22 protein-coding genes are annotated in these 21,496 nt (G+C 71.5%); 18 read left to right on the top strand and 4 right to left on the bottom strand.

Annotated features, from left to right (window positions below; all coding sequences use genetic code 11):
* Positions 1 to 42 precede the first annotated feature (42 nt).
* Positions 43 to 2,208, bottom strand: a complete 2,166-nt coding sequence (gene scpA, locus JJB11_RS15880; protein ID WP_201173337.1) for a methylmalonyl-CoA mutase — start codon at positions 2,206 to 2,208, stop codon at positions 43 to 45.
* Between the two features lie 95 nt (positions 2,209 to 2,303).
* Here scpA and JJB11_RS15875 point away from each other — a divergent pair, with 95 nt between their 5' ends.
* The 5 genes from JJB11_RS15875 (at position 2,304) to JJB11_RS15855 (ending at position 7,904) form a co-directional block, all read left to right on the top strand.
* Positions 2,304 to 3,743, top strand: coding sequence for a short-chain fatty acyl-CoA regulator family protein (locus JJB11_RS15875; RefSeq protein ID WP_201173324.1), 1,440 nt, complete (start codon positions 2,304 to 2,306; stop codon positions 3,741 to 3,743).
* 9 nt (positions 3,744 to 3,752) lie between these two features.
* The gene (locus JJB11_RS15870; RefSeq protein ID WP_201173321.1) at positions 3,753 to 4,655 is read left to right on the top strand and encodes a LysR substrate-binding domain-containing protein; all 903 of its coding nucleotides are present in this window, start codon (positions 3,753 to 3,755) and stop codon (positions 4,653 to 4,655) included.
* 116 nt (positions 4,656 to 4,771) lie between these two features.
* A complete protein-coding gene (locus JJB11_RS15865) occupies positions 4,772 to 5,977 on the top strand; it encodes a CaiB/BaiF CoA transferase family protein (RefSeq protein ID WP_201173319.1) in 1,206 nt (401 codons plus the stop codon).
* Between the two features lie 23 nt (positions 5,978 to 6,000).
* Positions 6,001 to 6,969 carry a Bug family tripartite tricarboxylate transporter substrate binding protein gene (locus JJB11_RS15860; RefSeq protein WP_201173318.1) on the top strand — a complete coding sequence of 323 codons (969 nt, stop codon included), beginning with the start codon at positions 6,001 to 6,003 and terminating at the stop codon, positions 6,967 to 6,969.
* Positions 6,966 to 7,904: a hydroxymethylglutaryl-CoA lyase gene (locus JJB11_RS15855; protein ID WP_201173316.1), complete on the top strand. Its 939-nt coding sequence runs from the start codon at positions 6,966 to 6,968 to the stop codon at positions 7,902 to 7,904. Before JJB11_RS15860 ends, JJB11_RS15855 begins: the two co-directional genes overlap by 4 nt.
* Here the strand turns inward: JJB11_RS15855 and JJB11_RS15850 are convergent, their stop codons facing one another.
* The 3 genes from JJB11_RS15850 to JJB11_RS15840 are packed head-to-tail and all read right to left on the bottom strand — an operon-like array spanning position 7,905 to position 9,862.
* Positions 7,905 to 8,447, bottom strand: a complete 543-nt coding sequence (locus JJB11_RS15850) for a 2,4'-dihydroxyacetophenone dioxygenase family protein (protein WP_201173314.1) — start codon at positions 8,445 to 8,447, stop codon at positions 7,905 to 7,907. It abuts the gene before it with no gap.
* A gap of 19 nt (positions 8,448 to 8,466) precedes the next feature.
* On the bottom strand, positions 8,467 to 9,072 hold the full coding sequence (locus JJB11_RS15845; RefSeq protein ID WP_201173312.1) for an acyloxyacyl hydrolase: 606 nt from the start codon (positions 9,070 to 9,072) through the stop codon (positions 8,467 to 8,469).
* A gap of 22 nt (positions 9,073 to 9,094) precedes the next feature.
* Entirely contained in the window at positions 9,095 to 9,862 is a 768-nt protein-coding gene (locus tag JJB11_RS15840) for a class I SAM-dependent methyltransferase (RefSeq protein ID WP_201173310.1), read from the bottom strand.
* 147 nt (positions 9,863 to 10,009) lie between these two features.
* On the opposite strand from JJB11_RS15840, the gene JJB11_RS15835 reads away from it, so the two are divergent.
* The 13 genes from JJB11_RS15835 to fabG all read left to right on the top strand — a co-directional run bounded on the left by JJB11_RS15835 (position 10,010) and on the right by fabG (position 21,483).
* Positions 10,010 to 10,276, top strand: coding sequence for a phosphopantetheine-binding protein (locus tag JJB11_RS15835; protein ID WP_201964872.1), 267 nt, complete (start codon positions 10,010 to 10,012; stop codon positions 10,274 to 10,276).
* 1 nt (position 10,277) lies between these two features.
* On the top strand, positions 10,278 to 10,946 hold the full coding sequence (locus JJB11_RS15830; protein ID WP_201173304.1) for a COG4648 family protein: 669 nt from the start codon (positions 10,278 to 10,280) through the stop codon (positions 10,944 to 10,946).
* On the top strand, positions 10,946 to 12,325 hold the full coding sequence (locus JJB11_RS15825; RefSeq protein WP_201173301.1) for an AMP-binding protein: 1,380 nt from the start codon (positions 10,946 to 10,948) through the stop codon (positions 12,323 to 12,325). The genes JJB11_RS15830 and JJB11_RS15825 overlap by 1 nt, the downstream gene beginning before the upstream one ends.
* Entirely contained in the window at positions 12,318 to 12,659 is a 342-nt protein-coding gene (locus JJB11_RS15820) for an ApeI family dehydratase (protein WP_201173291.1), read from the top strand. The genes JJB11_RS15825 and JJB11_RS15820 overlap by 8 nt, the downstream gene beginning before the upstream one ends.
* A complete protein-coding gene (locus JJB11_RS15815) occupies positions 12,656 to 13,651 on the top strand; it encodes an LpxL/LpxP family acyltransferase (protein ID WP_201173289.1) in 996 nt (331 codons plus the stop codon). The genes JJB11_RS15820 and JJB11_RS15815 overlap by 4 nt, the downstream gene beginning before the upstream one ends.
* Positions 13,629 to 14,246, top strand: a complete 618-nt coding sequence (locus JJB11_RS15810; protein WP_201173286.1) for a LolA-related protein — start codon at positions 13,629 to 13,631, stop codon at positions 14,244 to 14,246. Before JJB11_RS15815 ends, JJB11_RS15810 begins: the two co-directional genes overlap by 23 nt.
* A complete protein-coding gene (locus JJB11_RS15805; protein ID WP_201964871.1) occupies positions 14,243 to 16,603 on the top strand; it encodes an MMPL family transporter in 2,361 nt (786 codons plus the stop codon). The genes JJB11_RS15810 and JJB11_RS15805 overlap by 4 nt, the downstream gene beginning before the upstream one ends.
* 56 nt (positions 16,604 to 16,659) lie before the next feature.
* Positions 16,660 to 17,505, top strand: coding sequence for a polysaccharide deacetylase family protein (locus tag JJB11_RS15800; RefSeq protein ID WP_201173283.1), 846 nt, complete (start codon positions 16,660 to 16,662; stop codon positions 17,503 to 17,505).
* Entirely contained in the window at positions 17,502 to 18,236 is a 735-nt protein-coding gene (locus JJB11_RS15795; RefSeq protein WP_201173281.1) for a class I SAM-dependent methyltransferase, read from the top strand. Before JJB11_RS15800 ends, JJB11_RS15795 begins: the two co-directional genes overlap by 4 nt.
* An 11-nt stretch (positions 18,237 to 18,247) precedes the next feature.
* Positions 18,248 to 19,435 (top strand): beta-ketoacyl-[acyl-carrier-protein] synthase family protein, encoded by a 1,188-nt coding sequence (locus tag JJB11_RS15790; protein WP_201173279.1) that lies wholly within the window; start codon positions 18,248 to 18,250, stop codon positions 19,433 to 19,435.
* Between the two features lie 67 nt (positions 19,436 to 19,502).
* Positions 19,503 to 20,315 (top strand): beta-ketoacyl synthase chain length factor, encoded by an 813-nt coding sequence (locus JJB11_RS15785; protein ID WP_201173277.1) that lies wholly within the window; start codon positions 19,503 to 19,505, stop codon positions 20,313 to 20,315.
* Positions 20,312 to 20,767 (top strand): ApeP family dehydratase, encoded by a 456-nt coding sequence (locus JJB11_RS15780; protein ID WP_201173276.1) that lies wholly within the window; start codon positions 20,312 to 20,314, stop codon positions 20,765 to 20,767. Before JJB11_RS15785 ends, JJB11_RS15780 begins: the two co-directional genes overlap by 4 nt.
* Complete coding sequence (gene fabG, locus JJB11_RS15775; protein WP_201173274.1) at positions 20,764 to 21,483, top strand: 3-oxoacyl-ACP reductase FabG; 720 nt, start codon at positions 20,764 to 20,766, stop codon at positions 21,481 to 21,483. Before JJB11_RS15780 ends, fabG begins: the two co-directional genes overlap by 4 nt.
* Positions 21,484 to 21,496: the final 13 nt, after the last annotated feature.

Genomic DNA, 21,496 nt, shown 5'->3' with positions numbered 1-21,496 from the left:
TCCAATATCCAATTGGGGTCAGAACCCAATTTCCCGGCGGCATCACGCTTTTCCCGTTGCCTTCTTGATCTGCTCCAGCACGTCCTTCGCGCTGGCCGGGATCGGCGTCCCGGGGCCATAGATGCCCTTGACGCCGGCGTTGTACAGGTACTCGTAATCCTGCTGCGGGATCACGCCGCCCACGAACACGATGATGTCGTCGCCGCCCTGCTTCTCCAGCTCCGCGATGATCGCGGGCACCAGCGTCTTGTGGCCCGCGGCGAGCGTGCTGATGCCCACGGCATGCACGTCGTTCTCGATCGCCTGGCGGGCGCACTCCTCGGGCGTCTGGAACAGCGGCCCCATGTCGACGTCGAACCCGAGGTCCGCATAGGCGGTCGCGACGACCTTCGCCCCGCGGTCGTGTCCGTCCTGGCCCAGCTTGGCGACCATCACGCGGGGCCGCCGGCCCTCCTGCTCCGCGAACTCCGCGATTTCCTTCTTCAACGCTTCCCAGCCTTCGGCCGAGTCATAGGCAGCTGCATACACGCCGGTCACCTTTTGCGTATCGGCGCGATGGCGCCCGAATACCTTCTCCAGGGCGTCGCTCACCTCGCCCACCGTGGCCCGCAGGCGGATCGCACGGATGGCGAGGTCCAGCAGGTTGCCCTGCCCCGTGCGTGCGGCCGTGGTCAGTGCCTCCAGCGCAGCATGCACCTTCCCGCCGTCGCGCGACGCGCGGATCTTCGCCAGCCGCGCGATCTGCTGCTCGCGCACGCGGACGTTGTCGACTTCCAGGATGTCCAGCGAATCTTCCTTCGCCAGCTTGTACTTGTTGACGCCGACGATCACGTCGCGGCCCGAGTCGATGCGCGCCTGCTTTTCCGCGGCGGCCGCCTCGATCTTCAGCTTCGCCCAGCCTGAATCGACCGCCTTGGTCATGCCGCCCAGGGCCTCGACTTCTTCGATGATCTTCCAGGCTGCATCGGCCATGTCCTGGGTCAGCTTCTCCATCATGTAGCTGCCGGCCCACGGGTCGATCACGTTGGGAATGTGGGTCTCTTCCTGGATGATCAGCTGCGTGTTGCGCGCGATCCGGGCAGAGAATTCCGTCGGCAGCGCGATCGCCTCGTCGAAGCTGTTGGTGTGCAGGGACTGCGTGCCGCCGAACACGGCCGCCATCGCTTCGATGGTCGTGCGCACGACGTTGTTGTACGGGTCCTGCTCGGTGAGCGACCAGCCCGAGGTCTGGCAGTGCGTGCGCAGCATCAGGCTCTTGGGCTTCTTCGCGCCGAAGCCCTGCATGATCCGGCACCACAGCAGGCGCGCCGCGCGCATCTTGGCGATCTCGAGATAGAAATTCATCCCGATCGCCCAGAAGAAGGACAGGCGCCCGGCGAAGTCGTCGACGTCCAGGCCCTTGGCCATGGCCGTCTTCACGTACTCCTTGCCGTCGGCCAGCGTGAAAGCGAGTTCCAGCGCCTGGTTCGCACCCGCCTCCTGCATGTGGTAGCCGGAGATCGAGATCGAGTTGAACTTCGGCATGTTCTTCGCCGTGTACTCGATGATGTCCCCCACGATCCGCATGGAAGGCTCCGGCGGATAGATGTAGGTGTTGCGGACCATGAACTCCTTGAGGATGTCGTTCTGGATGGTCCCGGACAGCTGGTCCTGCTGCACGCCCTGCTCTTCGGCCGCGACGACATAGCCGGCCAGCACCGGCAGCACGGCGCCGTTCATGGTCATCGAGACCGAGACCTTGTCCAGCGGAATGCCGTCGAACAGGATCTTCATGTCCTCTACCGAGTCCACGGCCACGCCGGCCTTGCCGACGTCGCCCACCACGCGCGGATGGTCGCTGTCGTAGCCGCGGTGCGTCGCGAGGTCGAAGGCCACGCTCACGCCCTGGCCGCCGCCCGCGAGGCCCTTGCGATAGAAGGCGTTGGACTCCTCGGCGGTCGAAAAGCCGGCGTACTGGCGGATGGTCCAGGGCCGCGCCGCGTACATCGTCGCCTGCGGGCCGCGCACGAACGGCGCGAATCCCGGCAGCGTGTCCGCATGCTGCAGGCCTGCGAGGTCCGCCGACGTGTACAGCGGCTTGACCGTGATGCCGTCCGGCGTCACCCAGTTCAGGGCATCGACGTTGCCCCCGGGCGCGGACTTGGCCGCGGCCTTCTTCCAGGGGTCCAGGTCCGGCGCGCTGCGCGTGTCTTGGGTCGGTGTACTCATAACCTCGCAATCTTCGCAAAAGCAGGCCGCCAAGACAACGGCTAAACTGGAAGTCGGAGCCATTTCGGCGCTGTGAATTTGCGAAGCTTGCGAAGATGACCAAGGCTTTCATGGGGGTCCGGCTCAAGACGCTGCGCGAGCAGCAGGGACTGACGCAGGCCGCGCTGGCGGCGTCGCTCAAGATCTCGCCGAGCTACCTCAACCAGATCGAGAACGACCAGCGCCCCTTGACCGTGCCCGTGCTGCTGCGGCTGCAGGCCGCGCACGGCATCGACCTGCAACTGTTCTCCGAGGACGAAGGCGCGCGGCGGCTGAGCGAGCTGCAGACCGTGTTCTCGGACGCGCGCGAGGCCGAGGCGGTGCCGCAGACCGAAGCGCGCATGGTGGCGTCGCAGTTGCCGTCGGTGTCCCGCGTGCTGCTGCACCTGCACAAGCGCGCCCGCACGGCCGAGGATCGGCTCTCGTCCATCGCCGCCGGCAGCGACGGCGACCGCATGGCGGGCGAGCTCGGACCGCCCTTGCAGCCTTACGAGGAAGTGCGCGAGTTCTTCTACGCGCGGCACCACCACATGGCGATGCTGGACGAGCGCGCCGAAGAGCTGTACGAAGCCGTCACGGAAGGCGCGACGGTCGGGGGCGCGGAACTGCTGGCCCGCCTGCGCGACCGCCTGCACAGCCAGCACGGCATCGCGGTGCGCGAGACGGCCGCCAACCGCACCTCCGACCACGCGCTGCGCAGCTACGACGCGGCGACGCGCACGATCTCGCTGGCGACCGACATGGACCCGGGCCAGCAGGCCTTCCAGCTCGGCGTGCAACTCGCCTTCCTGGAAACCGGCCCGCTGATCGACTCCTTCACCACGGCCGACGCCTTCAAGACCTCGCAGGCGCGCAGCCTGGCGCGCCTGGGTTTCGCCAACCACTTCGCCGGCGCGCTGGTGCTGCCGAACCGGCGCTTCCAGGAAGCAGCCGAGGCGCTGCGCTACGACATCGAGCTGCTCAGCGACCGCTTCGGCGTGAGCTTCGAGACCATAGGCCATCGCCTGTCGACGATGCACCATGCGCCCGGCCGCGGCATCCCCTTCTTCTTCGTGCGCGTCGACCGGGCGGGCAACGTCTCCAAGCGGCAGTCCACGGCGGACTTCCACTTCTCGCGCCACGGCGGCACCTGCCCGCTGTGGAACGTGTACGAGGCTTTCTCGCATCCGGGCAGCATCCTCACGCAGCTCTCGCGCATGCCGGACGGCCGGACCTACCTGTGGATCGCGCGGACGGTGGAGCACCGCCGCGGCGGCTATGGCGCGCCCCGGCGCATCTTCGCGGTGGCGCTGGGCTGCGACGCACGCTATGCCGACCGCCTCGTGTACGCGAAGGGCCTGAACCTCGTGGATCCGGACGCGGCCACGCCGATTGGGGCGGGCTGCAAGGTGTGCGACCGCGCGGACTGCGCGCAGCGCGCCTTCCCGCCGCTGGGCCGCACCTTGCAGATCGACGAGAACCAGCGCGGCTTCGCGCCCTATGCTTCCGGCATCTGAAGGCTCCGCGTGCGCGATATCGACCCCGTTTCCATTCGCCTCTTCCTCGCGACGCTGGAGGAAGGCAGCATCGCCCGCGCCGCTGCGCGCGAGAACATCGTGCCGTCGGCGGTGAGCAAACGCATCTCCGAGATGGAGGCACACCTGAAGGTGCCGCTGCTCGAGCGCGGCGCCAAGGGCGCGCAGGCCACGGCCGCCGGCCAGGCGCTCGCCCACCATGCGCGCCAGCTGCTGCAGTCGATGGACCGCATGCAGCGCGAGATGGCCGGCTACGTCGAGGGCGTGCGCGGCGTGATCAAGGTGTTCGCGAGCGTGACCTCGCTCTCCGGTGAACTGCCGGCCGACATCCTGCGCTTTCGCGCCGACCGGCCGCAGATCGAGGTGGACCTGGAGGAGCGCGTCACGCCGGCGATCTACCGTGGCGTGCGCGAAGGGCTTGCCGACGTCGGCGTGGCCTCCGAGTTCGCCAGCCACGAAGGGCTGCAGGTCTTCCCCTATCGCCGCTACGTGCTGGCGGCCGTGCTGCCCGAAGGCCACACGCTCGCACGTGCCAAGCGCCTGGCCTATGCCGAACTGCTGGACAACGACCTCGTGGAACTCGGGCGCGACAGCGGCCTGGCGCAGGTGTTCGACGAGGCGGCGCGCGAGGCCCGCACTTCGCGGACCGTGCGCGCGCGGGTGAGCTCCTTCGAGACCATCTGCATGCTGGTGGCGCGCGGCATGGGCGCGGGCGTGGCGCCGCTGTACCTCAAGGAGAGCAAGGAACGCACGCTGGGCGTGCGCTTCGTGCCGCTGTCGGACGACTGGGCGCAACCGCGGAGCTTCGTCGCCGTGCGCGACTTCGACGCCCTGCCGGTCGCGGCGCAGGCCTTGGTCAGCCACCTGCGCGCCAGCGCGGACGCCGCCGATTGAAGCCGGCAATTTCCCGGGGGCTCTCCAAACGAGAAAGCTGCGGTTCCCAAGCATCGCTTGGCTCGCCGCGGCGACCGCGCCATCATGCGCGCGACCGCGCCCAGACGAATCCCTGAATGACCGACACCTCCGCCTACCTCCCCGACGACAACCTGCCCCTGCGCGGCATCAAGGTCCTCGAGCTGTCCCACATGATCATGGGCCCGGCCGGCGGCCTGGTGCTCGCCGACCTCGGCGCCGAAGTGATCAAGGTGGAGCCGCTCGATGGCGACCGGACGCGCCGCCTCAAGGGTTCCGGCATCGGCTACTTCCCCGTGTTCAGCCGCAACAAGAAGAGCCTCGCCGTCGACCTCAAGTCGCCCGATGGCCAGGCGCTGGTGCGGGAACTGGCGCAAGGCTGCGACATGCTGCTGGAGAACTTTCGCGACGACAGCCTCGCGCAGTACGGGCTGGACTACGCCACGCTGAGCGCCGCGAACCCGCGCCTCATCTACGTCTCGCTCAAGGGCTTCCTGTCCGGACCGTACAAGCAGCGCACCGCGCTCGACGAAGTCGTGCAGATGATGGGCGGCATGGCCTACATCAACGGCGGCACGGGCACGCCGCAGCGCGTGGCGCCTTCGGTGAATGACATCCTGGGCGGCACCTTCGGCGTCGTTGGCGCGCTCGCCGCGCTCAACGAGCGGCATCGCACCGGCCGCGGCTGCCACGTGCGCGCCGGCCTCTTCGAGAACAACCTGCTGCTGGTGGCGCAGTTCATCGCGCAATACCAGCTGACCGGCACGCCGCCGATTCCCATGGGTGCGAAGCGCACGCCGCCCTGGGGCGTGTACGACATCTTCGACACGCAGGACGGCCGCGTGTTCGTCGCGGTGGTGAGCGATGCGAACTGGCAGGCCTTCTGCCGCGATTTCCTGCCGCCGTCCTTCGCCGAGGACGAGCGCCTGCGCACCGCGGTCCAGCGCGAGGCGGCGCGCCCGTGGCTCGTGCCCGCCGTGGCCGAGGTCCTCAAGGAGTGGAAGACCGCCGACCTGTGCGCGGCGCTCGAAGCATCGGGGCTCTCCTACGGGCCGATCCGCCAGCCGCATGACCTGCTGGACGATCCGCACCTGCAGGCGGGCGGCGCCCTCGTGCCCGCTACCATGCCCGACGGCACGCAGGTGGCCACCGCCGCCCTGCCGATCGAATTCGACGGCCGCAAGGCCGGCAAGCGCCTGGACCCGCAGCCCGTGGGCGCGCAGACGCGCGAGATCCTGCGCGGCATGGGCCTGGACGAACAACGCATAGACGCCCTGGTCCGCCAGGGCGTGGTCGCTGCCTGAATCCCACAAACCGGAGACACACCATGAACCGTCGCGATTTCAACCTTCTCGCCCTTGCCGCCGGCACCCTCCCGGGCCTGTCGGCTTTCGCGCAGGACTACCCCACGCGCGCCATCCGCATGATCATCCCGTCCACGCCGGGCGGCGGTACCGACTTCACCGGCCGCACCTTGAGCTCCAAGCTCAGCGAGATGAACGGCTGGAACGTGGTGCCGGAGAACCGCCCGGGCGCGGGCACGGCGCTGGGCCTGGCCGAAGCGGCGCGCGGCAAGCCGGATGGCTACGAGCTGGTGATCGCGCAGACCGACAACGTCTCGCTGATCCCGCTGCTGATGAAGGTTTCCTACGACCCGCTGAAGGACCTCACTCCCATCGCGCTGGCTGCCACCACGCCGCTGGTGATCCTGGTCAACGAGAAGTCGCCGTACAAGACGCTGCAGGAGCTGATCAAGGCCGCGAAGGCGCAGCCCGGCAAGCTCACCTTCGGCACCTCGGGCACCGGCGGCAGCGTGCACGTCGTGATGGAGCAGCTGCAGATGATCGCGGGCGTGAAGATGCAGCACGTGCCGTACAAGGGTTCGTCGCCGGCGCTGGCCGACCTCATGGGTGGCCACCTGGATTTCGCCGGGTCGTCGATCTCGTCGGCCGCCGGCATGATCCACTCCGGCAAGGTGCGTGCACTGGCCGTGACTTCGGCCAAGCGCAATGCCAGCCTGCCCGACGTGCCCACGGTGGCCGAGGCCGGCTACAAGGACTTCAACGCGGTCAGCTTCTATGGCGTGATGGGTCCCGCGGGCATCCCGGCGCCGATCGTCGCGCGCCTCAACGCCGACATCAACAAGATCCTCGAGCGTCCGGACGTCAAGGCTGCCTTCCAGCAGCAGGGCTTCGACGCGGGCGGCACGACGCCGGAGGAGTTCGCGAAGCTGATCCGCGCCGACATCCACAACGCGCGCGAAATCATCACCAAGGCCGGGATCAAGGTCGAATGAGCACGAAGCGCGACAGCGTCGTCATCTGCGAGGTCGGCCCGCGCGACGGGCTGCAGATGGCGCAGGGCCGCATGGCCACCGACGTCAAGCTGCGCTGGCTCCGCCAGCTCGCCGATGCGGGCCTGCGCGAGATCGAGGTCGGCAGCTTCGTGTCGCCGCGCGCCGTGCCGCAGATGGCGGACACCGGCGACGTGGTGCGCGGTGCGCTCGCCATCGACGGGCTGACGGTGTGCGCTCTGGCCTGCAACCTCAAGGGCGTGATCGCCGCGCACGAAGCCGGCGCGCATGTCGTGGCGATCCCGATCTCGGTGAGCGACACCCACAGCCGCGCCAACGTGAACAAGGGCACGGACGACCAGGTCGAGGCGGTGCGCGCCATCGTCGACTGGGTGCGCGCGCAGTCGCGGCCCATGCGCATCGACGTCGCCGCCGCCACCGCTTTCGGCTGCTCCATGGAAGGCCAGGTGTCGCGCAAGCGCGTGGCGCAAGTCGCCGCAGCGCTGGCCGCCGCCGGCGCGGACCGCGTGGCGCTGGCCGACACCGTCGGCTATGCGGATCCGGCCCTCGTGCGCGACACGGTGCGCGAAGTGCAGGATGCGATCGGGGCACGCCTGACCAAGCTGCACCTGCACGACACCATGGGCCTGGGCCTGGCGAACGCGCTTGCGGGCCTCGAGCAAGGCATCCGTGAATTCGATGCGTGTCTCGCCGGACTCGGCGGCTGCCCGTTCGCACCCGGTGCGTCCGGCAACATCGTGACCGAGGACCTGGTGTTCATGCTGGAGAGCATGGGCCACGCCACGGGCGTGGACCTGCCGCGGCTGCTTGCGGCTCGCGCTCTGCTGCACGAGGCCTTGCCCGGGGAAACGATGCGCAGCGGCGTCGCCGCCGCCGGCATCCCGCGCACCTTCCGCGCGTCCGCAGCGCTGGCCTGATCAGCGCACGAGGCCATCGAGTTCCGCCTGCGGCAGGCGGAACTCCTCGTAGTGCTCGCGGGCGCGCTGCAGCTTCGTGAACACGTCCTCGTGCGACGTGAGCTGTCCGTTCTCGTAGTAGTTGTAGCCCGCCGTCACGTGGAACCACGTGATCATCTCGGGCACGTCGTCGGGCACCACCAGCGTGTGCGTCTCGCCGGGCGCTTCCATCACGAAGGAGCCCTCGGTCGCGACCCAGTCGTGTTCGAGATAGAACCAGCGGCCCTTGATCACGTGCGCATGCACCGCGCCGAAGTGGCGATGGCACGAGAGCACGCCGGACTTGCGCACGCGCAGCAGGTTCACGTAGTAGCCCTGCGTCACGCCGAAGCACAGCGGCAGGAAGGAGACGTTCTCCGCCTGCCGCACCCAGCGCTCCTCGGGCACGGCGCTCACGTCCTGCACGAAGATCTCGGGCCGCGCGCCGGCGGGCACCGGGTTGGCGGCGGGCCGGATGCCCTGCGGGTTGGAAAAGTTGCGGCGGAGGTCGGGAGCGGTTTTCATGCGCGCCAGCCTACCGCAACTAGCGGAACGCGAACACCAGGCCGACGTTGAGGCCCAGCACGTCGATGCCCGGGTTGGGATCGGTCATGCCCAGGTTGGAGTGATGCGTGAAGTACAGCGCACCGGTGATCGCCATGTCCTGCGTGAGCTGGCGCCGCAGCCCGCCCTGCGTGTACCAGTTGAAGGCGAAGTCCTGCCCCTGCCCGCCCGGCACGCCGCGCGAGTCGAGGAAGCCGAAGCCGCCGCCGATCTCGAAGAACCCGGCAGTCCGGCGGTCGGGCGCCCACAGTTCGAACACCGGCGCGCCCTGGATGGCCACGTAATGCGTCTCCGGGCCTTGCGCGATGGCTTCGGCGACCAGCGAGATGCGGTGGCGCACCGTGAGCCGCGCACCCTCGGCCGAGGTCCACAGGTCCGCGAAGGCGGGACTGCGGAAAGCCAGGTGGAAGGGCGCGATGCGGTAGTCGAAGGGCGAGTTGTCGCGCACCTTCGCCGTGTAGCCCGCCTCGAGCGCATATTCCCAGCGGTCGGCCGGGTGCACGGCTTGCGCCCACGCGCTGCTGCCGGCCGGCAGCGCCAGCGCGCAGGCAACTGAGGCGAGCCAGCGGCTGGCCCTCGTGGTCATCCTCGTCGTTCCTTGCCGCGGCTCAGGCGACCCGCGCGGTGTACTCGGAAAAGATGCCCAGTTCGACGTGCCGCTCGACCTGCGCGAGGCCGGCCTCGCGCAGGGTGTGGATCACCTGCGCCGGCGGCACGCAGGCCTCGATCGTGTCCCAGTAGTAGCGCCACAGCATCGGCGTGCTGGGCGAGCGCGACACCAGCCGCGCGATCGTAGGCACCATGCCCCGCATGTAGGTCTTCAGCAGGAATTCGGAGAAGCGTCCCTGGGGGCGCGTGATCTCCAGCAGGAGCAGGCGGCCGCCGGGCTTGAGCACGCGCCGGAATTCCGCCGCGGCCGCCGCGAAGTCCGCGATATGGCGCAGCGCATAGCCCATCACCAGGAAATCGGCGCTGCCGGTCGCCACCGGGATCTCCTCGGCGCGTCCGAGCCGGCATTCGACCGGCTGGTCGAAATGGGCCTGCTTCATCATTCCGGGGCTCGGGTCGACGCCGATCAGCCGCTGCGGCTCGCCCGTGATCTTCAGGATCTGCCGCGTGACCAGGCCCGTCCCCATGCCGACGTCCACCACCTGCATCCCCGGCTTCAGCCCGGCGCGCAGCAGCGCCTGGCCGCGGTACCAGGACCCGGTGCCGAGACCCAGGATCTTCTCCAGACGGTCGTAATCCACGGCGGTGTCGTCGAACGTGGTCCGGATGAAGGTCTCGCGCGCCGCCGCGTCGCCGCTGCGGTAGTACGAGGGAAGGGGTGCGTGCGGCAGGTGGACCGGGGGCTGCAATTCGTTCGGATCGGGCATGCGGAAACTGCTCTTTGTTGTGCGCGCGCGGCAACCGGCGGGCGCCGTCGTGATTGTCTCCGCTTCGTTGGCCTCGAAACCGTGGCTGCACCGCACGGTCGCATAAAATCCACACCGAACAGAGGACCCATGGGTGTGGGCGCAACAATGACTGCCGACAAAGAACTGCTTCACGAAGTGGCCAGCCTGCTGGTCGAAGCTCTGAACCTCGAGACCGCGCCCGAGGACATCGACCCGCAGGCGCCGCTCTATGGCGACGGACTGGGTCTCGATTCCATCGACATGCTGGAGGTCTCGCTCGTCGTATCCAAGCGTTACGGCGTGCAACTGCGCTCCGACGACGAGAACAACGACAAGATCTTCGCCTCGCTCGCCGCCCTGACCGAGCACATCGCTGCGCACCGGACGACCTGACATGGCCGGCGGCACCCCGACCACGCGCGCGCGCTGGCTGGCCGCTGCGGTCGCGGCGATCGCCTACGCCGCCATCTCGTACACCCTCATGACCCGCGCCCAGGATTCCGCCTGGGCGCTGCTGGTGGTGCTCGGGCCGCTCGTGCTGCTGGCAACGACGGCGGCCTGGGGCAACGGGCAGCGGCTGCTCGCCGCCATGGGCCTGCTCGCCGCCGTGCTGCTCGCGGTGTTTGCGGCCAGCGGACGCGGCCTGCCCGCGCGCTGGCTGTACCTCGCGCAGCATGCCGGCGCGCACCTCGCGCTCGCAGCGTGGTTCGGGTCCACCCTGCGCAAGGGCGCCGAGCCGCTGGTCAGCGCACTCGCAAAGCGGGTGCACGGCAGCCTCACGAAGGCGATGGCGCGCTACACGCGGCAGGTGACGCTCGCCTGGACGCTCTACTTCCTCGCCATGGTCGCGGCTTCGCTGGCGCTGTTCGCTGCCGGCGACTTCGCGCACTGGTCGCTGCTCGCGGACGTGCTCACGCCGGTGCTGACCGGCGCGTTCTTCGTCGGCGAATACCTGGTGCGCTACCGCCTGCATCCCGAATTCGAACGCGTCAGCCTGCAGCAGGCCATCGTGGCGTGGCGCGCCCACGGCGTCGGCGGCACGCGCACCGACACCCGCTTCTGATGAACGCAGCACTGCCGCAGCCTCCTGGCCTCCCCTTGCTCGCCGGGCACGCGTCGCTGGACGAGCCGATCGCCTGGCGCGCCGGCGAAGCCCTGACGCGACGCCGCTACCTGCACGAGGTGCGTCAGCTGGCGGCGACGCTGCCCGATGGCGGGCCGGTGCTCGCGATGACCGCGGACCGCTACCGGTTCGCGCTGGCGCTGGGCGCGGCGGCGCTGCGCGGCAGCTCCAGTCTCATGCCGCCGAACCACACGCCGGACATGGTGCGGCGCCTGCACGCGCTGTTCCCGTCGGCGTACGTGCTGGCCGACCCGGACCAGCCGGCGCTGGAGCTGCCGACGCTGCCGTTCCCGGCGGCGCAGGCGCAGGGCGACGATCCCGCCATGCCCCTGATCCCGGCCCAGCACGAGGTCGCGCAGGTGCTGACCTCCGGATCCACCGGCCAGCCCATGCCGCACGGCAAGCGCTGGGGTGCGCTCGTGGCCAACATCGCGGGCGAAGCGCAGCGCATGGCAGCGACCCTGGGCCGCGCCGACCTGCGCGGCGTCGCGATCGTGGGCACCGTGCCGGCGCACCACATGTACGGTTTCGAATCCACCGTGCTGCTCGCGATGCTGGGGGGCGCTGCCTTCGCTGCCGAGCGTCCGTTCTACGCGCAGGACATCGCGCGCGTGCTCGCGTCGGTGCCGCGTCCGCGCATCCTCGTGACGACGCCGCTGCATCTGAAGACCTTGCTCGACGACAGCGTCGAACTGCCTGCGGTGGACCTCACCGTCAGCGCCACCGCGCCGCTGTCGCCGCAGCTCGCCGCGCGCGCCGAGGCCGCGCTGCGGGGGCCGCTGATGGAGATCTACGGCTGCACCGAGGCCGGACAGGTCGCGACGCGCCGCACGACCGACGGCCCCGAGTGGCGCACCTTTCCCGACGTCGTCATGCGCGGGGACGGCGAGCAGTGCTGGGTCAGCGGCGGCCACGTGCCCGAGCCGACGCGGCTCGCCGACGTGCTCGAGGTGCTGGAGCCCACGCGCTTCCGGCTGCTTGGACGCAGCAACGACCTGATCAACGTGGCCGGCAAGCGCAGCTCGCTCGCGCACCTGAACCACCACCTGAACAGCATCGAAGGCGTGCGCGACGGCGCGTTCTGGTTGCCGCCCGATACCGGCGACGCCGCCGTCGTGCGCCTCGTGGCACTGGTCGCCGCGCCGGGCCTGAGCCGCGAGGCGCTGCTCGCCGCACTGCGCAAACGCGTCGATGCGGCCTTCCTGCCGCGACGCATCCTCCGGGTCGATGCGCTGCCCCGGGACGGCACCGGCAAGCTGCCCGCCGGCCGGCTGGCCGAACTCGCGACGCGGCTGCTGGCGGAGTCCGGGCATGGCTGAACTGCCGCTGCGCCGGCGGGTCGCCATCGCGCCCGAGCATCCTGCTTTCGCCGGCCACTTCCCCGGCCAGCCATTGCTGCCCGGCGTCGTGCTGCTGGGCGAAGCGCTGGAGGTGCTCCTGCGCGACGCACCCGGGGCGCTGGGCGGCGCGCCCCGCGTCAGCGCGGTGAAGTTCCTCGCGCCCGTGCGGCCAGGTGCCGATCTCGATGTGCGATGGATGACGCCGGCGCAGGGACGCGCGCGCTTCGAAGTGTGGCGCCATGCGCCGGAGGATCCGGCCGACGGCGTGCTCGCGGCGACAGGCCAGGTCGAAACCGGCGGGAGTGCGGCATGAGCGCGGCCCCCGAAGCGGCGGTGAGCGCGGACGCCGCGTGGGCGACGCAGGCGGAGCGCAGCAACGCGGCGATGCTGCGCGTGATGCGCTGGATCGCCGTGACGCTGGGCCGGCGCGTGTCGCGCCTGGTGCTGCATCCGATCACCTTGTACTTCATGGTGTTCGGCGGCGCCGCGGCGCGCGCGTCCACCGGCTATCTCACGCGCGTGCTCGGGCGCCCTGCCCGCTGGAGCGAGCGCTACCGCCACATCCACCACTTCGCGGCGACGGTCCTGGACCGCGTGTACCTGCTGCGCGGCAACCTGCACCTGTTCGAGGTGGAGGTGGTCGGCGCCGAACACCTGGACGCCGTGCTCGCGGGCGGCCGGGGTGCGTTCCTCGTCGGCGGCCACCTGGGCAGCTTCGAGGCGCTGCGGGCGCTCGGGCAACAGCGGCGCGGCCTGCGCGTCGCCATGCTGATGTACGAGCACAATGCGCGCCTGCTCACCACGACGTTGCGCGCGATCGCGCCCGACGCTGTGCAGAAGGTGATCGGGCTGGGCCGCATGGAATCCATGCTGGAACTGCGCGACTGGCTGGATGACGGCGGCGTCGCCGGCCTGCTGGCCGATCGCACGCTGCAAGGCCCGGGCACCGCGGACAGCGCATCGGGCCGGTCGCGCACGCACTGGATCCCTTTCCTCGGCCAGCCCGCCGCCTTCTCGGATGGAGCGTTCCGCCTTGCTGCGCTCCTGCGGCGGCCGGTGGTGTTCATGGCCGGCCTGTACCTGGGTGGCGGCCGCTACCAGCTGCGGTTCGCGCCGCTCGCCGACTTCAGCAGCGTGGCCGCGAACGGCCGCGATGCCGCCGTGGGCGAAGCGGTGCGCCGTTACGCGCGCGTGCTGGAGCAGCATTGCCGCGAGACGCCGCGCAACTGGTTCAACTTCTTCGACTTCTGGGCCGGCAGCCCCGGCCCGCAGGACCCCGACGATGCGCGCAGCGAAACTCCTTGATCCCGCCACCTTCCTGAGCCCGGTGCTGCTCGCGCTGGCCCTGGTGGCGTGCGGCGCAGCGCACGCCGCGGGCTTCGACCTGCAGGCGCTCACGCAGCAGCTGGCCCAGGTTCATTCGGGGCAGGCGCAGTTCGTCGAGGACCGGCGCATCGAGCAGCTCGATCGCACGATCCGCTCCAGCGGGCTGCTTTCCTTCAGCGCGCCCGACACCTTCGTGCGCGAAACGCTCAAGCCGCGCCATGAGCGCATGGCGGTGGTCGGCAACCAGCTGACGCTCACGCGCGGTGACCGCACGCAGACCGCGCTGCTGGACTCCGTGCCCGAGGCCGCGGTGATCGTCGAGGCGATCCGGGGCACGCTCACCGGCAACCGCGAAACCCTGGAGCGCTACTTCGACACCAACGTGCAAGGCAGCGCCGAGCAATGGGAACTCGACCTCGTGCCGCGCGAGCCGCGGCTGCGCGGCCAGGTGGCAAGCCTGCACCTCACCGGGCGGCGCGCGCAGGTGCGTGAAGTCCGCATGACGCTCGCCGGTGGCGACAGCTCCGTGATGCGCATCGAGCCGCTCCCGGTCGACGCGCCGGGCCGCCCTTGAGCGCCATCTCCCCGCCGCGCCGCTGGCGGCACCCCGCGCCCTGGATCTGGCTCGCCGCGATGGCGATCGGCCTCTGGTGGTGCACGCGGGCCGTCTACGTCGCGGACCTCTCCGCCTTCCTGCCTTCCTCGCCCACCCCGGAACAGCGCGTGCTGATGGCGCAGCTGAAGAACGGGGCGACCGGGCGGGTGCTGATGATCGGGCTGCGGGGCGGCACCGCGGCCGAGCGGACGGATGCGTCGCGGCGGCTCGCTGTCGCCCTGCGCCAGAGCAACGCCTTCGAGGCGGTCCACAACGGCGAGGAGTCCGAGGACGAAGCGGTGGGCCGGCTGCTGTTCGAGCACCGCTACCTGCTGAGCCCCGGGGTCGACGCGCAACGCTTCACGGTAGAGGGATTGCGCGACGCCATCGACGAGACGGTCAGCCTGCTGGGCACGCCCGCCGGCACGCGCCTGGGGCCGCTGCTGTGGCGCGACCCGACCGGCGAGACGGCGCGCATGGCCGAGGCGATGATGCCGGCGGCGGCGCCGCGCGTCGAAGAGGGCGTGTGGGTCTCGCGCACGCAGCCGCGCGCCCTGCTGCTGGCCACCACACGCGCGGACGGGGCCGACCTCGACGCGCAGCAGGCCGCGCAGCAACTGGTGCGCAGCCGCTTCGCCGGGCTGCACGCCGCGGGCCTGCAGCTGGAACTGAGCGGCCCCGGCGTGTTCGCGGTGCAGTCGCGCGCCACGATCGAATCGGAGGTGAAGCGCCTCGCGATCGCCGGCAGCATCGCCATGCTGGCCGTGCTGCTGGTCGCCTTCGGCTCCCTGCGGCCGCTGGTCATCGCCGTGCTGCCGGTCGCAAGCGGCGTGGTCGCAGGCATCGTCACCGTGAGCCTTGCCACCGGCCACGTGCACGGATTGACGCTGGGCTTCGGTACGACCCTGATCGGCGAGGCCGTGGACTACGGCATCTACTACCTCGTGCAAGCGCACGCGCTCGGACGCGCCGGCTGGCTGCGCGCGCAGTGGCCCACGGTGCGCCTGGGGCTCGCGACCTCGGTCGCCGGCTTCGCCGCGCTGGTCGTCTCGGGCTGGGAGGGCCTCGCGCAACTGGGCATCTTCGCGGTGAGCGGATTGCTCGCCGCCGGGCTCACGACCCGCTACCTGCTGCCGGTGCTGGCCCCCGAAGGCGCCGCGGGCGCGGGACTGCGTGCCCGGCTCGCGCGCGCCACGGCCGCATGCGCCGCGGCGCTGCCCCGCTGGCGCGTGCCGCTGCTCGCCCTCAGCATCGCGGCCGTCCTGGCGCTCGTCTGGCTGCCGTCCCCCTGGCGCGGCTCGCTCTCCTCGCTCAGTCCCGTGCCGCAGGCGGCGCTGGACCTCGATGCCTCGCTGCGCGCCGATCTCGGCGCGCCGGACGCCGGCGTGATCGTGGCTGCGGAGGCGCGCGACGAAGCCGGTGCGCTCGCGGCGGCGGAGCGCATCGGCCAGCGACTCGATGCGCTGGTGCGCGCGGGCCAGCTCGCGTCCTACCAGTCGCCCGCGCGCATCCTGCCGAGCCCGGCGACGCAACTCGCACGCCGCGCGGCGCTGCCGGACGGCAGTGTCCTGCAGCAACGGCTGGCGGAGGCCACGCTCGACGGCCCGCTGCCAGCCGGGAAGCTCCTGCCCTTCGTGGGCGACGTGCAGGCGCAGCGCGATGTCCCGGTGCTGCATCGCGCCGACTTCGAGGGCACGCCGCTGGCCGCCGCCCTCGACGCCTTGCTGCTCCCGGGCCGTCCCGGCACCCCGTGGACGGCGGTGCTGATGCTGCAGCCGCCCGCCGGCGGCACGCTGCCCGTCGCGACGCTGCGCCAGTCGCTCGCCGGCCTGCCCACGGCGCGCGTGCTGCAGGTGCAGCCCGAACTCGATGGCATCTACGCCGGCTACCTGCGCCAGGCCCGCTGGCAGGCTGCGGCGGGCGCGCTGGCGGTGGTCCTGCTGCTCGCGTGGCACCTGCGCTCGGCGCGCCGGCTGGCGCGCGTGCTGCTGCCGCTGGCGGCCAGCGTCGTGCTCGTGCTCGCCGGGCTGTCGCTGTCCGGCGCGGCGCTGGGCGTGCTGCACCTGGTGGGCCTGTTGCTGGTCGTTGCCATCGGATCCAACTACGCGTTGTTCTTCGACCACCTCGCATTGCGCGGCGAGGCCGACGCCGATACGCTGGCCTCGCTGCTCATGGCGAACCTGACCACCGTCGTCTCCTTCGGCCTGCTCGCGACCGCGAGGGTTCCCGCGCTCGCCGACGTCGGCATGACCGTGGCGCCGGGCGCCTTGTTGTCGCTGCTGCTGGCCGCGGCCTTTTCCGGGCGCGCGCGGCAGCGCGCCGCAGGTGCTGTGTGAGAATCCGTGCTCACGCAGAGCCGGCCGGCCGCACGCCCCGGCCTTCCGAGTCGCCCTTGAACGCAGCCCTTTCCCCCTCGAGCAACCCGCCCTGGCCCGTGCCCCCGCTGCTGCGGGCGAGCGCCGCGGTGCATGCGGCCGCCGGCGTGGCGCTGCTCGCCGCGCCGGCGCAGTGGCCGTGGGCCATCGCCGCGCTCGTGGCCAACCACGCCTTGCTGACCGGCGCGGGGCTCTGGCCCCGCTCCACCGCGCTGGGCGAAAACCTCGTGCGGCTGCCGGCTGCCGCGGCGGCGCGGGGTGAAGTGGCGATCACGATCGACGACGGACCGGACCCGGAGGTGACGCCCGCCGTGCTGGACCTGCTCGCTGCGCACAGTGCGCGCGCCACCTTCTTCTGCATCGGCGAGCGCGCGGAGCGCCATCCCGCGCTGGTGCGCGAGATCGTGCGGCGCGGCCACAGCGTGCAGAACCACAGCCACGTGCACAGGCACCACTTCTCGCTGCTCGGGCCGAGCGGATTCGCGCGCGAGATCCGCACCGCGCAGGACACGCTGGCGCGGCTGGCCGGCGAGGCGCCGCGCTTCTTCCGCGCCCCGGCCGGTCTGCGCAATCCCTTCCTCGGGCCGGTGCTGCACCGCGCCGGCCTGACCCTGGCGAGCTGGACGCGGCGCGGCTTCGACACGCGCGAGCGCGACCCGCAGCGCGTGCTGCAAAGGCTCACGCGCGGGCTGTCGGCCGGCGACGTGCTGCTGCTGCACGACGGCCACTGCGCCTGCGATGCGCAAGGCCGTCCCGTGATCCTCGCCGTGTTGCCGCTGCTGCTGGCGCACCTGCAGCGCCACGGTCTTACGCCCGTCACGCTGCCGCAAGCCATGGCCCTCGACCCGGGCACGAAGGCATGAGCGCCGCCCTCGCCACCGAAGCCGCGGCCTGGCGCCGCCTGCTGGATGGCGCGAGCGCGCCCTACCGCAGCGCCGGTCGCTTCGCCTGGCACTTCGCACGCGGCAAGCTCGGCTACGACCCGGTGTTTCGCCATCTGCTCGCCACCGGGCTCGTTGCGCCGCAGGCGCGCGTGCTCGACATTGGGTGCGGCCAGGGCCTGCTCGCGAGCCTGCTGCGCGCTTGTGCTGCGCTGCGCGCCGCCGGCGACTGGCCCGCCGGCTGGCCGGCAGCGCCGGCGGGCGCCCGCATCACCGGCATCGAGCGGATGCCGCGCGACGTGCAACGGGCGCGCGCCGCACTGGCCGAAGACGGCGGCATGCGCTTCGTCTGCGGCGACATGCGTACCGAAGCGTTTCCCGAGTCGGACACGGTCGTGATCCTCGACGTGCTGCACTACGTCACGCACGCGGAGCAGGAGGCCGTGCTGGCGCGCGTGCGCGACGCGCTCGTTCCCGGCGGGCACCTGCTGCTGCGCGTCGGCGATGCGGGCAGCCGTCGCGGCTTCGCCATCAGCCAGTGGGTGGACCGCGCCGTGACGCGGCTGCGCGGCCACACGGTGCCGCCGGTGTACGGGCGAACGCTCGCGGAATGGATCGCCCAGCTGCGCCAGCTCGGGCTCCAGGTGGAATCGCGACCCATGAGCGCGGGGACCCCCTTCGCCAACGTGCTGCTCGTGGCGCAACGGACGTGAGCAAGGACTCCATGCATCCCCTGCCGATGACCGATGCGACGCTCACCACCGCGCTGGGCGCCGGCCTGCAGGAGCACCTCGCGGCGCTCCAGGCCGGGCGCTGCGGACTCACGCAGGAGCCCTTCGAGGACGTGGACCTGCCCGGGTGGATCGGCCGCGTGGGCGGGCTCGACCAGGTGGCGCTGCCCGCGGCGCTGCGCGAGTACGACTGCCGCAACAACCGCCTCGCCTGGTCGGCGCTGCAGCGCGACGGCTTTGCCGAAGCGGTGCAGGATGCGCGCTCCCGCTGGGGCGCGCACCGGGTGGCCGTGCTCCTGGGCACCAGCACCTCCGGCATCCTGGAGACCGAACGCGCGTTCGCGCAGCGCGGCGCCGATGGCGCCCTGCCCGCGCACTTCCACTACGCGCAGACGCACAGCACGGCGTCGCTGGCGCGCTTCGTGAGCGAGGCGCTCGGCGTGACCGGTCCGGCCTGGGTGGTGTCCACCGCGTGTTCGTCGAGCGCCAAGGTGTTCGCCGATGCCGCGCGCATGATCGAAGCCGGCTGGATCGACGCCGCGGTGGTCGGCGGGGTCGACTCCCTGTGCCTCACCACCCTCTACGGCTTCCACTCGCTGCAACTGTTCCAGGCCGACATCTGCCGTCCCTGGGATGCGCAGCGCGCCGGTGTGTCGCTGGGCGAAGGCGCGGCCTTCGCGCTGCTGCAACGCGAGCCGGCCGCCGGCCGTGCGCCCGTCGCGGCCCTGCTGGGGACGGGCGAGAGCAGCGATGCCCATCACATGAGCTCGCCGCATCCGGAAGGCGCGCTCGCCGCGGCCGCCATGCGCCAGGCCCTGGCGACCGCGGACCTCGCGCCGGGCGACATCGACTACGTCAACCTGCACGGCACCGGAACGCCCAGCAACGATGCCGCCGAGGACCGCGCGGTGCAGGCCGTGTTCGGCACCGGCGTGCCCTGCAGCTCCACCAAGGGCGCCACCGGCCACACGCTCGGCGCCGCTGGCGGCGTCGAGGCCGTGATCAGCCTGATCGCGCTGCGGCACGGACTCGCGCCCGGTGGCCTCAACGTGCGCGAACGCGATCCCGCGCTGGGCGTGAACTATCTGCTGGCCAATCGGTCGGCGAGCTTGCGCCACGTGCTCACCAATTCCTTCGGCTTCGGCGGCTCCAACGCCAGCCTGGTGCTGGGGCGCGCATGAGCCGCAGGCCCGTCCCCAGGCGAATCTCGCAACGCGCAGCGCGGAGGGTGGTCCAGTGAGCGGCGGCATGCAAGCCACCTTGCTGGGCGTCGGCCTCATCGGCCCGGGCCTGCCGTCGTGGAGCGAAGCCATCGCCGTCCTGCGCGGCGAAGCGCCCTGGGTGTCCGCCGCCTCGGTGGTGCCGCCGCCGCAGCGGCTGCCGGCCGCGGAACGGCGGCGCGCCGGCGCGGCCGTGAAGATCGCATTGAGCGTGGCCGATGCGGCCTGCAGCGACGCGGCGCGCGATCCGGGCACGATGGCGACGGTGTTCACCTCGTCCAGCGGCGACGGCGCGAACTGCAGCGCGCTGTGCGAGACGCTCGCCCACCCGCCCGGGCCCGACCGGCTGGTGTCGCCCACGCGCTTCACCAACTCCGTCCACAACGCGGCGGCCGGCTACTGGCACATCGCCGTGGGCAGCCGGCACACGTCCAGCAGCATTTGCGCGCACGACGACAGCTTCGGCGCCGGGCTGATGGCGGCGCTGGCCCAGGTGCCTGCGCTGCCTGCGCCGGTCCTGCTGGTCGCGAGCGACACGCCTTACCCCGAGCCGCTGAACGCGACGCGCCCGCTGCCGGACACCATGGGCGTCGCCCTCGTGCTGGGCGCGTCCGGGACGCCGGGCGCCGCGGCGCAGCTGCGCACCCGCTTGCTGCCGATGGCGCAAGCCGGCGCCGCGACACGCTGCGGCGACGCCGGTCTCGAACGGCTGCGCGAGCGCATTCCGGCCGCGCGCGCCTTGCCGCTGCTGGAAGCGATCGCGCGGCGCCAGCCGGCCCGCGTCGTGCTGCCGGTGTCGGCGCAGCTCGCGCTGGAGATCGAACTGGATTTCGCGCCGTGAACGCACCCGCCACGCTGGACCACGCCGGCATCGCCGCGCTGATCCCCCATGCCGGCACGATGTGCCTGCTCGATCGCGTGGAGGCTTGGGATGCGCGGCGGATCCGCTGCATCGCCGGCAACCAGCGCGACCCCGCGCATCCGTTGCGCAGCGCGAGCGGGCTGCTGGCGAGCACTGCCATCGAGTATGCGGCGCAGGCTGCCGCGGTGCACGGCGGCCTGAACGCGAGGGCGGCGGGCGGCATGGCAGCCCCCGGCTTCCTCGCGAGCGCCCGCGGCGTGACGCTGCACCGGCTGCGCCTGGACGACCTGCCCGGCGAGCTCTCGGTGGAGACGGAGCACCTGGCCGGCGACGGCCGCCAGCTGCTCTACGCCTTCACGCTCAGCCACGGGGGAGCGACGGTCGCCGAAGGCCGCCTCGCCGTGGTGCTCGACACGGCCCTGCCCGCATGAAACGTGCGCTCGTCACCGGCGGCAGCGGCGACCTCGGCGGCGCCATCGCGCGGCGGCTCGCGCGCGACGGCCTGCACGTGATCGTGCACGCGAACGCGCGGCTGCCGGCGGCCGAAGAGGTCGCGGCCGCGATCCGCGCCGAAGGCGGTTCCGCCGAAGCGGTCGCCTTCGACGTCACCGATGCGCAGGCCAGCGCCGCGGCCATCGACGCCTTGCTGGCCGCCGGCGCCATCCAGGTGCTCGTGAACAACGCCGGCATCCACGACGACGCCGTGTTCCCCGGCATGCGGGCCGAGCAGTGGCACCGCGTCATCGACGTGTCGCTGCACGGCTTCTTCCACGTCACGCAGCCGCTCACGCTGCCGATGGCGCGCACCCGCTGGGGCCGCATCATCAGCATCAGCTCGGTGGCGGCCGTGATGGGCAACCGCGGCCAGGCGAATTACGCGGCAGCGAAAGCGGCGCTGCACGGGGCCAGCAAGTCGCTCTCACTGGAACTCGCCAGCCGTGGCATCACCGTGAACGTGGTGGCGCCGGGCATCATCGCGTCGGCGATGGCGGACCAGGTGTTCGACGCCGACATGATCAAGAGCATGGTGCCGGCCCGGCGCGCGGGCAAGGCGGAGGAGGTCGCGGCGCTGGTGGCGTTCCTGGCGGGCGAGGACGCGGGCTACATCAGCGGGCAGGTGATCTCGATCAATGGCGGGATGGCCTGAGAGGGTTGCTGGG

This window comes from Ramlibacter ginsenosidimutans (genome assembly GCF_016654015.1).
Taxonomy (GTDB): domain Bacteria; phylum Pseudomonadota; class Gammaproteobacteria; order Burkholderiales; family Burkholderiaceae_C; genus Ramlibacter; species Ramlibacter ginsenosidimutans.
Note: the sequence above shows the minus strand (reverse complement) of the source record. Positions and strands in the feature narration are given on the sequence as shown.